Source organism: Cytobacillus firmus, from assembly GCF_023715565.1.
Taxonomy (GTDB): Bacteria; Bacillota; Bacilli; order Bacillales; family Cytobacillaceae; genus Cytobacillus; species Cytobacillus firmus_C.
Genome location: NZ_JAMBOJ010000088.1, coordinates 1 through 14,646 on the forward strand (window position 1 = coordinate 1; position 14,646 = coordinate 14,646).

11 protein-coding genes, 1 other RNA gene and 1 other annotated feature are annotated in these 14,646 nt (G+C 41.7%); of the genes, 1 reads left to right on the forward strand and 11 read right to left on the reverse strand.

Annotation, left to right across the window (positions count from 1 at the left end):
- Positions 1-143 precede the first annotated feature (143 nt).
- From M3205_RS23535 to M3205_RS23555, 5 genes are all read right to left on the reverse strand, one after another.
- Positions 144-905 (reverse strand): tRNA threonylcarbamoyladenosine dehydratase, encoded by a 762-nt coding sequence (locus tag M3205_RS23535; RefSeq protein ID WP_251172108.1) that lies wholly within the window; start codon positions 903-905, stop codon positions 144-146.
- A 184-nt stretch (positions 906-1,089) separates the two neighbouring features.
- A non-coding RNA gene (gene ssrS / locus M3205_RS23540) (6S RNA) lies at positions 1,090-1,277 on the reverse strand.
- A 187-nt stretch (positions 1,278-1,464) separates the two neighbouring features.
- Positions 1,465-3,240, reverse strand: coding sequence for an aspartate--tRNA ligase (gene aspS / locus M3205_RS23545; protein WP_251172100.1), 1,776 nt, complete (start codon positions 3,238-3,240; stop codon positions 1,465-1,467).
- A 25-nt stretch (positions 3,241-3,265) separates the two neighbouring features.
- A complete protein-coding gene (gene hisS / locus M3205_RS23550) occupies positions 3,266-4,540 on the reverse strand; it encodes a histidine--tRNA ligase (protein WP_251172101.1) in 1,275 nt (424 codons plus the stop codon).
- Positions 4,541-4,635: 95 nt separating this feature from the next.
- Positions 4,636-4,875 (reverse strand) — a binding site (T-box leader).
- A gap of 114 nt (positions 4,876-4,989) precedes the next feature.
- Positions 4,990-5,166, reverse strand: a complete 177-nt coding sequence (locus tag M3205_RS23555; protein WP_251172102.1) for a hypothetical protein — start codon at positions 5,164-5,166, stop codon at positions 4,990-4,992.
- 231 nt (positions 5,167-5,397) lie between these two features.
- Here M3205_RS23555 and M3205_RS23560 point away from each other — a divergent pair, with 231 nt between their 5' ends.
- Positions 5,398-7,143, forward strand: a complete 1,746-nt coding sequence (locus M3205_RS23560; protein ID WP_251172103.1) for an SH3 domain-containing protein — start codon at positions 5,398-5,400, stop codon at positions 7,141-7,143.
- Between the two features lie 47 nt (positions 7,144-7,190).
- On the opposite strand, the gene dtd is transcribed toward M3205_RS23560, so the two are convergent.
- The 6 genes from dtd to M3205_RS23590 form a co-directional block, all read right to left on the reverse strand.
- Positions 7,191-7,631 carry a D-aminoacyl-tRNA deacylase gene (dtd, locus tag M3205_RS23565; RefSeq protein ID WP_251172104.1) on the reverse strand — a complete coding sequence of 147 codons (441 nt, stop codon included), beginning with the start codon at positions 7,629-7,631 and terminating at the stop codon, positions 7,191-7,193.
- 14 nt (positions 7,632-7,645) lie between these two features.
- A complete protein-coding gene (locus M3205_RS23570; protein WP_251172109.1) occupies positions 7,646-9,841 on the reverse strand; it encodes a RelA/SpoT family protein in 2,196 nt (731 codons plus the stop codon).
- Positions 9,842-10,132: 291 nt separating this feature from the next.
- On the reverse strand, positions 10,133-10,645 hold the full coding sequence (locus M3205_RS23575) for an adenine phosphoribosyltransferase (RefSeq protein WP_095245946.1): 513 nt from the start codon (positions 10,643-10,645) through the stop codon (positions 10,133-10,135).
- Positions 10,636-13,005: a single-stranded-DNA-specific exonuclease RecJ gene (recJ, locus tag M3205_RS23580; RefSeq protein WP_251172105.1), complete on the reverse strand. Its 2,370-nt coding sequence runs from the start codon at positions 13,003-13,005 to the stop codon at positions 10,636-10,638. The genes M3205_RS23575 and recJ overlap by 10 nt, the downstream gene beginning before the upstream one ends.
- 156 nt (positions 13,006-13,161) lie before the next feature.
- Positions 13,162-13,479, reverse strand: coding sequence for a LapA family protein (locus M3205_RS23585; RefSeq protein WP_251172106.1), 318 nt, complete (start codon positions 13,477-13,479; stop codon positions 13,162-13,164).
- Between the two features lie 24 nt (positions 13,480-13,503).
- Positions 13,504-14,406 carry a cation diffusion facilitator family transporter gene (locus tag M3205_RS23590; protein ID WP_251172107.1) on the reverse strand — a complete coding sequence of 301 codons (903 nt, stop codon included), beginning with the start codon at positions 14,404-14,406 and terminating at the stop codon, positions 13,504-13,506.
- Between the last annotated feature and the right edge of the window lie 240 nt (positions 14,407-14,646).

Sequence of the window (14,646 nt, forward strand, 5' to 3'; positions counted from 1 at the left end):
TTCCGCTTTAATCTCCAAAGAATAACTTTGTAACCTTTGCCCTTTTTTGGCCATAAAAATCACCCCTTAAGTCAATGTTGCCCAACTGTGGGTTTTTCAACATCTACTATAAGGGGTGCAGTCTACCGATGGCCGGTCTTTTTTCAGTCATTTACACGTGCAATCTTTATATCGCTTAAAAGTTCTCTGATTACATAGCTGGCCATGATTAACCCTGCAACAGATGGAACAAATGCATTTGAAGATGGAGGCATTTTGGCCTTTCTGATTTCAGCATCATCTTTCCCAACTGTTTTACGGACATCTTCCCGGATAACGATCGGGCTTTCATCGGAAAATACAACCGGTACGCCTTTTCTGATTCCTTCTTTCCTCAGGCGTGTGCGAATAACCTTTGCAATAGGATCTGTATGAGTTTTAAAGATATCTGCAATCTGGAACCTGGTTGGATCCATTTTATTTGCAGCACCCATGCTTGAAATCATCGGAATTCCTCTATTCAAGCATTCTTTCATTAGATGAATTTTATATGAAATCGTATCGGAAGCATCAACTACAAAATCGAGTCCATAATCGAAAAATTGCTCATAGGTTTCTTCTGTGTAAAACATTTTTAAAGCAATAACTTCACAGTCGGGATTAATATCCATAATTCTTTCCTTCATTAAATCTACCTTTGGTTTCCCCACAGTGGATAATAAAGCGATGACCTGTCTGTTCACATTTGTAATATCCACATCGTCTTTATCAACCAGTACAAGACGGCCAACCCCGGAACGCGCCAACGCTTCTGCTGCAAAGGAACCAACTCCTCCAATGCCCAGTACGGCAACGGTACTATTTTTCATTTTTTCGAGACCTTCTTTGCCAATAGCCAATTCATTTCTGGAAAATTGGTGAAGCATATATATCAACTCCATCAGATGTTATTTAATAAGCATGTTTTATCTTATACCCGATAATGAATATATCATACTTTAATATTAAAGCAAGTAGTTCTATGGGATTAATGATATTAGCAATTTAATATGAGGACAACAAAAAAACCCATGCCTGCGGTGGCATGGAGTTTCATCGTCGTATGTACTAAAGAGTCCCAATCGTGCCGTCGCTGTTGATGCCCTCGTTTTGAACCCGCACTCAGCAGGTGGGTGTCCTGTTTCCTGCGTTTGTAAGTCCTCATCCATGAGGCATTTACGCTGCTGAAAAACTCCGGACTCCCGAAGGAATAATGTTGGTCAAAATTTCAGGTTTTACAACGAACACATCAGGACTCTTTATTTATTGATATGATCATATCACACGTTTTTGTCTTTTTCAAGCTGCTGAAATGGAGAAGATATGGACAAATATATCCATTTTATTCCTTAAGATATGAAATTTCCCCTAAAAGTCAGGAGTAACTTCCTGGTTTAAATTTCTGAAAAATGAGTTTTTTTGGTTAATTAACTATTAAATAGGAAATTACTCACTTTTTTTCAAATTAAGTGCTAAATTCAAATCATTTAGCTGTGACTGGCTGACTTCCCCGGGAGCTTCTGTAAGCACACAGCTCGCACTTGCAGTTTTAGGGAATGCAATTGTATCTCTCAGGTTTGTTCTGCCGGCCAATAGCATTACGAGCCTGTCTAATCCTAGGGCAATACCGCCATGCGGAGGAGTGCCGTATTCAAATGCTTCAAGCAGGAACCCAAACTGTTCTACAGCTTCCTCTTTTGAGAATCCGAGCACACTGAACATTTTCTCCTGAATATCTCTTTCGAAAATACGCAATGAACCGCCGCCAAGCTCGTATCCATTTAACACAAGGTCATATGCTTGCGCACGGACCGCAGAAGGATCCTTTTCAAGAAGATCTAAATCTTCTCTGGCAGGCATTGTAAATGGATGATGGGCAGCATAATAGCGGCCTTCTTCCTCATCGTACTCCAGAAGCGGCCAGTCTGTAACCCAAAGGAAATTAAATTTGCTTTGATCGATCAGCTCAAGCTCTTTTCCAAGCTTTAATCGCAGAGCGCCAAGTGCATCAGCGACTACACTCTTCTTATCAGCAACAAAGAGTAGCAAGTCTCCTGGTTCTACTGACAAAGCTGTGTAGAATGATGTTTGTTCATCTTCAGTCACAAACTTGGCAATCGGCCCCTTTAATCCATCCTCTTCAGCTTTTAACCACGCAAGCCCTTTTGCACCATATACAGCTGCAAACTCTGTTAAAGCATCAATATCTTTTCGGGAATACTTGCCTGCCCCATTTTTCACATTAATAGCCTTAACCTGGCCCCCGGAAGCTACTGCTCCAGCAAACACCTTGAAGCTTGACTCTTTTACGATTTCTGACAGATCCGTTAATTCCATCCCAAAGCGTGTATCCGGCTTATCAGAACCAAAACGGTCCATCGCCTCCTGGTAGGTCATGCGAGGGAATGGAAGCTGGACATCCAGGCCTTTAACTTCTTTCATGACTTTTCCCATCATGTTTTCCATCAGGCCGATGATTTCTTCCTGGCTCATAAAGCTCATTTCGATGTCGACCTGAGTAAACTCAGGCTGGCGGTCTGCACGCAGGTCTTCATCACGGAAGCAACGTGCAATTTGGTAATAGCGTTCAATTCCGCCTACCATTAATAACTGCTTAAAGATTTGAGGGGATTGCGGAAGAGCATAGAATTCACCCGGGTGTACACGGCTTGGAACTAAATAATCACGGGCTCCTTCCGGGGTGCTCTTCGTTAGGATCGGTGTTTCTACATCAAGAAACCCTTCACTGTCAAGAAAATCCCTCATAGCTTTTGTTACTTGATGACGCATTTTAAAGGTATCAAACATAACTGGGCGTCTTAAATCCAGATAGCGATATTTAAGACGGACATCCTCGGAAACATCTGCATTATCACCAATAACAAAAGGAGGTGTTTTTGCTTCATTTATGATTGTTACTTTTTCAGCTTTTATCTCAATGCGCCCTGTTTCCAGATTCTCATTGATCGTGCCCTCTTCACGTGCAATTACTTCTCCCTCTACATCCAGCACGAATTCATTGCGGATCTTTTCAGCTGTCGCAAGAGCTTCAGGGGATACTTCCGGATTGAATACTACCTGAACGATGCCAGTGCGGTCACGCAAATCCACAAAGATCAGACCACCCAAATCCCGGCGCTTTTGTACCCATCCTTTTAATGTTACTTTTTCTCCTATAGCTTTTTCTGTTACTTCCCCGCAAAAATACGTTCGCCCAAACATACTAATTCCTCCTGTAAGCACAAGTTTATGATTGATAAAGTGATGTGAATTTCTCTATAAACGAATCAAGTTCAACCTCTGTTTGCTCCCCTGATTCCATCGATTTTACATTAATTTTATTCGCTTTAATTTCATCTTCGCCCAGGACAGCAACAAATTTCGCATTCGAGCGGTCTGCCGCTTTAAACTGCGCTTTAATTTTTCTGTCAAGATAATCTCTTTCAGCAGAATATCCTGCCATCCGAAGTTGTTGAAGAAGGCCAACTGTATAATCCTTTGCTTCCTCTCCAAGGGAGACAAGGTAGCAATCAATGCTCTTAGCAAGAGGCAGATCGACCTTTTCCGCTTCGAGAGCAGCAATGAATCGCTCAATACTTAAAGCAAACCCGATTCCCGGCGCTTCAGGACCGCCAATTTCCTCAGTGAGGCCATTGTATCGTCCGCCGCCGCAAAGAGTGGTAATAGCTCCAAAACCTTCGGAATCACTCATAATTTCAAAAGCTGTATGATTGTAGTAATCCAGGCCGCGAACAAGATTCGGATCGACCGTAAAGTCAATATCCAGGTTCTTTAGATACTTTTGAACCTTCTCGAAATAGGCTTTGGAATAATCGTTTAAATAATCTAAAATGGATGGAGCAGATTTCATAAGTTCATGATCACGATCTTGTTTACAGTCCAGGATACGCATTGGATTTTTCTCTAGACGGTTCTGGCAATCCTGGCAAAACTCACCAATCCGCGGCTTGAAGTGGTTGACCAAGGCTTCTCTGTGTGCAGTTCGGCTTTTTTTATCTCCAAGACTGTTTACAATCAACTTAAGCTTTTGCAGACCCATGCTTTTATAAAGTGACATTGCCAGTGCAATTACTTCTGCATCAATTGCCGGATCTGCACTGCCGATCGCTTCGACGCCGAACTGGACAAACTGGCGGAAACGACCAGCCTGCGGGCGTTCATAACGGAACATAGGCCCCATATAGTAAAGCTTTACAGGCTGGCTTGCATCGCCATGCATTTTATGCTCAACAAATGACCTTACAGCTGAAGCTGTTCCTTCAGGACGAAGGGTCAGACTGCGGCCGCCGCGATCTTCAAATGTGTACATCTCTTTTTGAACAATATCCGTTGTATCTCCAACACTGCGAAGAAATAATTCTGTATGTTCGAATATTGGTGTCCTGATTTCACGGTATTGAAACTTCTCACAAAGCTCCCTTGCCTTTTCTTCAATCAATTGCCATTTCTCAACTTCTCCCGGCAGAATGTCCTGCGTTCCCCTCGGTATTCGAATTGACATGAAAATTACCTCCTAATGCAAAATGATAAGTATGTATGAAATTTTAGATTTACAATCTTAAAAACAAAAAACCCCCGCCTCCTTGTATATTAAATACAAGGGACGAGAGTCTGGTTATTCCCGTGGTGCCACCCTAGTTGAAGCCTATAAATAGACTTCCTCTTTTACAGTTAACGCCTGTTAACGTTCAACTCCTACTAAAGATGAATCCTTTTCAGAGAGAAACCTACGAAGTGTTCTTTCGTTAAATCATCATGCGAGAATGCTTTCAGCCGGGCGGCATTCTCTCTCTTTTCATGTGGGGTTTAACTACTCTTCTCCATCAATGGTTTATTATCGAAAAGCATGAACGCCTTAGGCTGGCGCTGCAGCTAGACATTTAATTGTTTTGTCATTTTATTTATATTATAATACGGAGCATTTCCTTCAATGTCAAGACTAAAAACATGCTATGATCGTTCCAGCCTTTTTTTCAGTTTTCTTACATCCCTGAGAGATAGTCCAAACTCTGACGCGAGTTCGATCATGTTCGAGTTCTGTTCTTTTTGTATAAAATCGTGAAAATCCACTCCAAACACCTGATTTTCACCAGATTGTGCAGACATTCCTTTTTCTCCAAATCTCATTTTGCTCACCCTTTTTTATGTAGTCTGTTCTATTCTTGCCATTTTCAGATGAAATGTTTCATAAGTGACAAATAATTAATTTCCCAGCTAAAAATGATGGATGATAATCCGATATTAGAAGGGATATTGCACAAGATGGAGAAGTATTTTAGGACCAAAGTTCTCTTGACTGCCGGCCCCTTGTTTGTTTTTCTTTTAATAAGGATTTTAATTTTGAAAGGAGGTGGCCTGTTGAAGAAAAGAAAGCCACTTATTCTCGTGATATGCCTAATGCTTTTTGCCGGCGTAACACAGACGGAAACACAGGTTAAAGCTGAAAACAGTTCTGTAACAATCACCACCAACAATCTTAACGTCCGTCAAGGACCCGGTTTAAGCTACCCCATTCTTGGACAAGCCCAGAAAGGAGATCAATTTAACATCCTTTCCCGTGAAGGAGATTGGATAAAAATTAATTTCCAGGGAGGAAATGGCTATGTCGCAAGCTGGCTTGTCTCCAATTTAACTTCAAATCAGACAGGAGAAAAAACGGCGGGTGAAAATTCCCAGGCAGTTATCACAACAGATGGCCTTAGAGTGAGAAAGGGTCCTAGTACAAGTTACGGGGTTCTTGGGACCATCCAAAAAGGAACAGCCTATAAGGTCAAGAGCACAGAAGGAAGCTGGGTTAAGATTCAAACTCCATATGGAGATGGATGGGTGGCAACTGAATTTATCAAATTCAGCAGCACACGAAAGAAAAGTTCGTCCGGCAGCAGCCCAAACGGGACAATCACGGCAAACTCTCTAAATGTGAGAAACAAGCCTTCTCTTCAAAGTGATATCATCGGCAAACTTAATTCGGGTGAGACAGTTGCAGTTCTTTCTCAAAATAACAGCTGGACAGAAATCTCTTTCTCAGGAAATACAGGATGGATCAGCAGCCAATATATTACAGTTCAATCCTTACAATCAGAAAGCAAACCAAAACAGGCTTCATCCGGAAAAACCGGCACTGTAACAGCAACCACTTTAACCGTAAGAAACAAAGCATCGTTAAATGGAAAACCAATTGGTTCTGTTGCCAAAGGCCAAGGTTTCTCAATCCTTGAAGAAGCTAATAATTGGGTGAAAATTGAATATCAGCCTGGTTCTTATGGATGGGCGGCAAGCTGGTTCATAGACATAACAGCCGAAAAGAACGCCGGCTCCTCTCATCAAAATGTAAACGGCAGTTCTGCAATTATCTTACATAACGGATCAAATATTAGAAAAAAAGCGAGCACCCAGTCAGGTGTCGTTCACAGGGCAAATAAAGGGGACAGCTTCGAGATTATCAGTCTGAATAATGATTGGTATGAAATTCGTCTGCCAAACGGAGGAAAGGGTTTTGTAGCAGGCTGGATCGTTTCAGTTGAAGGATCTGCACCAGCAGTAACAAAGCCGGGAGCGGAAAAGCACCTGAATAATAAAACGATTGTGATTGATCCCGGCCATGGAGGCCGTGATAACGGGACAACAGGAGCAAGAGGGACACGAGAAAAGGATATTACTATCAGGACCGCTCAAGTGCTTGCCGAAAAATTAAGGGCTGCAGGTGCAAATGTCATTCTGACCAGGAGCGGAGATACCTATTTGCCGCTGCCTTCTAGAGTAGGCATTTCACATCATCATAATGCAGATGCTTTTATCAGCATTCATTATGACAGCACACCGGACCGGACTGCTCGGGGAGTGACTACCTATTACTATCATCCTTTCCAAAAGGAAATTGCTTCCAATATCCATTCTAATGTAACTGCGATGACAAACCTGAGAAATCGCGGATATAGAGTCGGAGACTACCATGTAATCAGGGAGAACAAACGGAATGCCGTTCTGATTGAACTCGGATATCTAAGCAATCCGGCAGAAGAAGCCCTGATTGCTTCTTCACAGTATCAGCAATCAGCAGCATCAGGAATTTATCAGGGACTTGCCCGCTATTTTAAGAATTAACAAAAAAACCCCGGCACTCAATTGGATGCCGGGGCTTTTTGCGTTCATTATTTACTTTCTAAGATTAAGGTAACTGGCCCATCGTTGATTAACTGAACATCCATCATGGCGCCAAATTCACCTGTTTCGACTTTCAGGCCTTTATCTTCCAGAAACTTGTTGAAAGCATTATAGATTTTCACGGCATGCGCAGGCTTGGCCGCATCCATGAAATTGGGCCGTCTGCCCTTTCGGCAATCTCCATACAATGTAAATTGCGAAACTGAAAGAATTTCACCTTCCTGATCGAGCAGTGATAAATTCATTTTGCCGGCATCATCTTCAAAGACGCGAAGATTGGCAATCTTATCAGCCAGAAACGCTGCGTCCTCTTCTTTATCTTCATGGGTGACTCCAACGAGCAAAACAAACCCCTTTTTGATGCTTCCAACGGTTTCTCCGTCCACCGTTACACTGGCTTCTTTGCTTCGCTGCACTACAACACGCATTCTATCTGCTCCCTTTAGTTCATAATCCTTCTTACCGCGTAAATATCAGGGATTTGCTTTATCCGCTCTACGACCCTTTGCAGGTGGCTTACATTGTGTATAGCAATGGACATATTGATTGTTGCTGATTTGTTTCGGTCCGAACGTCCCGATACGGCTGAAATGTTTGTTTTCGTTTCATTAACAGCCTGAAGAACCTCGTTCAATAAACCTCTGCGGTCATAACCGGTAATTTCTATCTCAACATTATATTCTTTCCGGTCATTTAATGCTGTTTCCCACTCTACCGGGATGAGCCTTTGTTTTGCATCATCCGTTTCGATATTAGGGCAATCATCACGGTGTACAGAGACACCTCTGCCCTTTGTAATAAAACCGACGATTTCATCCCCCGGGACAGGATTACAGCAGCGGGAAAGGCGAATAAGCAGGTTGTCTATGCCGGAAACCCGGACACCGGATTCGCGTTTTTTTGCTGAGGTAAATGTCTTTAATTCCGAAACAGCATTTGTAATATCGGCGGTTTGTTCAAGGTCGCGCTTCTTGCGCCATTTTTCTGTAAGCCTGTTGGCAACCTGAAGGGCTGTTACCCCATTATAGCCAACAGCAGCATACATATCTTCTTCAGTAGCGAAATTAAATTTCTCTGCAATCCTTTTGACATTATCAGGTGTCAGGATTTCCTTCAGCTCAAAATCCATATTGCGGATTTCCCGTTCAACAAGCTCTTTCCCTTTTTCCACATTTTCTTCTTTTCTTTGCTTCTTGAAGAACGTCCGAATTCTATTTTTTGCCTGTGAAGTCTGAGCCAGCTTCAGCCAGTCTTTACTTGGCCCATAGGAATGCTTGGATGTCAGAATTTCAATGATATCTCCTGTTTTCAGCTTATAATCCAGGGTTACCATTTTCCCATTCACTTTGGCGCCGATAGTCTTGTTTCCTATTTCCGAATGTATTCGGTAAGCAAAGTCGATCGGGACTGATCCGGAAGGAAGCTCGATGACGTCCCCTTTAGGAGTAAACACAAACACCATATCGGAAAACAAATCAATCTTCAATGATTCCATGAATTCTTCAGCATTAGCTGCATCATCCTGGAATTCAAGTATTTCACGAAACCATGTCAGCTTCTCCTCGAAAGAAGAGCCCTCATTCACTCTTTTTCCTTCTTTATAAGCCCAATGTGCAGCAATACCAAACTCAGCAATTCTGTGCATATCCATGGTGCGGATCTGGACTTCCAGAGGGTCGCCCTTTGGTCCGATAACCGTAGTATGAAGGGACTGATACATATTCTGTTTAGGCATTGCTATATAATCTTTGAAGCGGCCGGGCATTGGCTTCCAGCAAGTATGAATAATCCCGAGAACCGCATAGCAATCTTTAATGCTGTTTACCACAATGCGTACAGCCAGCAAATCATATATCTCATTGAATTGCTTATTTTGAAGGGCCATTTTACGGTAGATGCTGTATATATGCTTAGGACGTCCGGAGATTTCTGATTTAATCGAGACCTCTGACATTCTGCTCCTCATAACATTGATTACATCATCTAAATACTCTTCCCGCTCCGCCCTTTTTTTCTTCATCAGGTTTACAATCCGGTAATACTGCTGCGGATTTAGGTACCTCAAGGCTGTATCTTCAAGCTCCCACTTAATTTTGGAAATTCCAAGCCTATGGGCAAGAGGCGCAAAGATTTCAAGCGTTTCATTTGAAATGCGGCGCTGCTTTTCAGCCGGAAGATGCTTGAGTGTCCGCATATTGTGAAGGCGGTCAGCAAGCTTAATCAGGATTACACGGATGTCCTGGGCCATAGCCACAAACATTTTCCGGTGGTTTTCAGCCTGTTGCTCTTCCTGAGATTTATATTTAATTTTCCCAAGCTTCGTTACACCATCAACAAGCATGGCCACTTCTGAATTGAAGGCTTCTTCGATATTCTCCAATGAGACTTCTGTGTCTTCAACCACATCGTGAAGAAAGCCGGCTGCAATTGTAGATGGATCCATTTCAAGATCAGCAAGTATACCTGCTACCTGGATTGGATGGATGATGTATGGTTCACCGGATTTTCTATATTGTTCACGATGGGCATGCTTGGCAAACTCGTATGCTTTTTTAACAAGCTCTGCATGCTCATCGTTTAAATATTCTGTTGCCCTGTTGATGACTTGCTCGGCGGTCAGAACTTGATCGTTCGCCATGGAATCACCTTTATCTCCCTGAATTTTATGCAGTTGCATAATGTAATAATTTTGAAATGATCATAAATAACAAGTTATTAAAAAAAATAATATTGCTACTATTATCGAAAAAAAAAGTGAAGATGTAAAGGGATAGACTGTTATTTTTATGGCAATAACAAAAATTTTGTCGTTTTTTGTCCTAATTCCTTTATTGTTTTTCCAGAAATGGATTTGGAAACCCTTTAATTACTAATTTGAATATATGAAAAAGAGCACCATTTCGTCTGGCGCTCTCTTTGTATAAGGAAATTAATACTGCATTAATGTCAAAATGTCGTAGTCGTCGAGCTTTTTACGTCCGTCAAGGTATGTTAACTCGATAAGGAATGCAATTCCTGCCACTACTCCGCCTAATTCTTCAACAAGCTGAATGGTTGCATCGATTGTTCCGCCTGTTGCAAGGAGATCATCAGTAATCAGCACTCTTTGCCCTGGCTTGATGGCATCCCTATGAATGGTTAATACGTCTTTGCCATATTCAAGGCCATAATTAACCTTAACTGTTTCACGTGGAAGTTTACCTTCTTTGCGGACTGGGGCAAAGCCTACACCTAAAGAATAAGCCACAGGGCACCCAATGATGAATCCACGGGCTTCAGGGCCGACAACCAGGTCAATCTTCTTTTCGCGTGCATATTCAACAATTTGATCAGTAGCATATTTATACGCATCACCATTGTCCATAAGTGTTGTAATATCTTTAAATTTAATGCCTGGCTTCGGCCAATCTTCTACAATTGTTATATATTGTTTTAAGTCCATTTTTCTTCCTTTGCCTCCTCAAGTTTTACAGCCCCTTGCATAACTTCATCAAACCAGTCTTTGAGCTGATGAAAGGATGAATAGAGCAAATCGCTCTCAAGAGTGTATTGTGCCTGTTTAAGCTGATAAGTTTGTGAATCAGCTAAATCACGTTTAGTGGATGTATTGTTTAACGAAATGACACCATTATCTATTTTAACAAATTCCAATTCAAAAAACACTTGAGACATAAACTCTACCGTCTCTCTGCTCCATCCCTTATGCTTGGCTATATCATTCCCATGACGCCTAATATCAATTGAGCCTTTTTTAGCAATCAGGGCAAAATACCATTTAAAGTGGTCTCTTGTTGGTATTGTGCTGAAAAAGTCACTGTCTTCTTTATAGAAATGAGCATAAATTCTTGCAGGTTTTTTCCCTAAGAAAACCTGTGCAAGAATTTCCTTTGAAGGCGGCAAGTCAGCCAGTACAACATTTGAACCTTCTATTTTTATGGCTTCTGCGTCTTCTGCAGAAGTTATTTTTACCATGTTTTCCCCTGCAAATGTCTTATATTTGGAAATATATTCATCATTAAAAAATACCCAGATTGTGTTTGCCCCAGGAATGACACTTTGGAGTCTTTCAAGCCGTTTTAAACTCCGGATATCAAACAGCTGCCACGTGTTTACCGCCATATCCTGCAGGAAAATTTGCGGCTTTTTAATATTATTCCATTCATTAATGGATAATTCACCGATAACTGACAGCTTGGAGTATGGTGAAATATGCTCATGCATATGCCCAAGCCCAAAACCGATGCCATCGAGTGAAAATCCATCATTCTCGATTGTGACTTTAATGTGGTTCTGTTCAGACCCTATCTTTCTCATAGCTGCAATGTTGGCATCTTGTATCATTACTTTTGGTTTCGCATTCCCCATCCCAAATGGAGAAAGCAACTGCATCTCTGCAATAGAAGAAAGATTGATATCTTTTAAATGGAAAACCCCGTCAATGGAAGTTACAGGGATAAAATCTTCCTCAGTCAGCTGTTCATTTGCAAGAGCATTCAGTCTGCTTCGCAGATTATCAACCGCATCAATGGATAAAGTCATACCCGCTGCCATCGGGTGTCCTCCAAAGTGGGGGAGGATATCCCTGCATTCAGAAAGATTCTTGAACAGATCAAACCCTTCTATACTTCTTGCAGAACCCTTTGCAAGCCCTTTTTCACTGTCATAACTAAGGACAATGGCCGGGCGGTAAAACTTTTCAACAAGCTTTGAAGCTACTATTCCGATTACTCCGGCGTTCCAGCCTTCTTTTCCAACAACAATGACTGAATTCTCGCTGATTGGGAAATTTGTTTCAACCTCTTGAACCGCCTGTGCCGCAATGTCATTGACAATAGCTTGCCTCTCTTTATTCAGCATTTCAATTTCTTCAGCAATGGCCTGTGCTTCATAAGGATCACTTGTTAGAAGCAAATCCACAGCAGGATCAGCGCTTTCTAGCCTTCCGGCTGCATTGAGGCGAGGGCCAATTGTAAAGCCGATCGTTTCTTCACTAATGGATGAAAGCTCGATTCGTGCCGCTTTAAACAAGGCATTCAAGCCTGTATTTTTAGTTGATTTCAGCTTTTGAATTCCACGCTTGGCAATAAGTCTGTTCTCTCCCGTTAAGGAAACCAGGTCTGCAACTGTGCCGATCGCAGCAATTTCCATAAGGTGTTCAGGCATTTCACCATAAAGCGCATGTGCCAGCTTAAAGGCTACCCCAACACCGGCAAGTTCCCGGAATGGGTATCTGCTCTTCGGATGCTTAGGATGTACAATGGCCAATGCTTCAGGAAGCTCAGAGCCCGGCTCATGGTGATCTGTAATGATCAAATCCATTCCAAGCTCTTGTGCAGCTTTTGCTTCATTTAAAGCAGAGATCCCGGTATCTACTGTAATAATTAAACGGATTCCGATTTCAGCTGCATGTTCAAAAGCGGGGATATTTGGCCCATACCCTTCCGTAAAACGATTCGGTATGTAGAATTGGACATCAGCACCGAGATCTTTAAGTGCCATCATCATGACAGAAGTGCTTGTCACACCATCCGCATCATAATCACCAAAAATTAAAATAGGTTCCTGTTTTTCAATAGCTTCTTTTATTCTGGAAACAGCAATTGCCATATCTGTCATTAAAAAAGGATCATGAAATTCCTGCTCATTATCCATCAGAAAATACCGCGCTGAATCAACGGTATCCATTCCGCGATTAATTAACAGCGATGCTGTAAGAGGAGATATATTCAGTTCCTTTGTAAGGAGCTGCACTTTATCCTCCTGTGATTGCCGAACAATCCATCGCGTTCTTGAATGTAACATACGTTCACCCCTCAGCTTATTAATTATACAAGAGGGGAAGGTTCGTTTCAATAAGTTGAAATCGGGTTAATCCATACAATTCTGGAAAGAAAAATAGGAACTGCATGTCACTTTTTGGGATCAAAAAAACTTGAGCAAAAGCTCAAGCCTGTTCATTCAATGTATATCCCTATCCAGCTCTTTTTCAAGTTCTTCCTTATCAGCACCATCTTTTACAGAATTTCCTGCTTTAAGCTTTTCATTTTCCCTTTTTAGTAATTTCACTTGCCTTTGAAGTGAGTAAATGCGGACAATGCCTACAGAACCTACAATTAGCCCACCCATAAGAACAGATCCTAAAATCACTAGAATCAGCGGCCATTGGCTTTCTCCAAACAAGTAGTTAACCGTTACATTGTCGACATTGATCACTGCAAAAACAGCCACGATCAGCGCAAATAAAATACCAAGTAATAAAGTCCATTGAAATTTCATGCTATCCTCTCCCTGATATATTCTCTAATTTATATGTTTTTTGCTGTATGGATTAATGTGCACAAAGACATTTTGCACATTTTCCAATTGGAGCAGCTTGCGTTTTACTTCTTTGCCGACACGGTGGCCAGCCTCAACAGTCATGTCAGGATCCACTGACACTTTAATATCAACAATAACATAGTGTCCGTGTTCCCTGGCATGCAATTCATCGATCCTTTTAACATAATCAACGGATTCAGCCGTTTTGCGCATTTCAAGAGTATCTTCTTCATGAAGCACATGATCAAGTGTGCTGTGAATGGATTCTTTACCAAGCCGCCATGCCATCTGGAGAATCATAAGGGAAACAATGAGGCCGGCCACAGGATCTGCATACTCAAGCCATCCAATTCCCATTCTTCCTCCAATAATCGCACAGCCAATGCCTATTAAAGCAGCAATTGATGAATAAACATCTGAACGATGTTCATAAGCATTTACAATTAAAGCTTCACTGTTTAGTTTCTTTCCCAAATTATACTTATACCGAAACATTGCTTCTTTCACAATGATAGAAACAAGTACTGCAGCTATTGCAATTGCTTTAGGAGGTTCAATTGGCGAAAAGAATGATTCAAATGATGATTTGCCTATTTCAATTCCCACGAGGAATAGAAGGACTGCAACAATTATGGCTGCTATCAATTCAGCTTTCCCATGGCCGTATGGATGATCCTCATCCGGCGGCTGCTTCGCAGCTCTCAGACCCAAATACACAGCAAAGGAGCCGGCAACATCTGAAGCTGAATGGACCGCATCCGCCACCAGCGCTTTACTTCCTGAATAAACCCCAATTCCCCATTTGAGGGCGGCAAGAATAATATTGCCCACGATGCCAATTATAGCTGCAAACTCAGCTTTCTTAAAACGATCGTTATTTTTCAAAGCGATACTTCCTTCCTCCCTGATCTTGCTATTAGTTTATCCTATTTCCCGGAATCATTAACCAAATTTGTAAAATAGAAAGCATCCTGATTTAATAAAAAAACTCAGGCACTTGTTAATGTCCCCTTTAAGTAGACATTCAAAAAAACCTTCATGTTACCATGGAGGAAAGAATACTACTTGGAGGGGATTTTTTCTATGGCAAAGAAAGGACAAACTTTTAATAGCTATTCGGAAGAG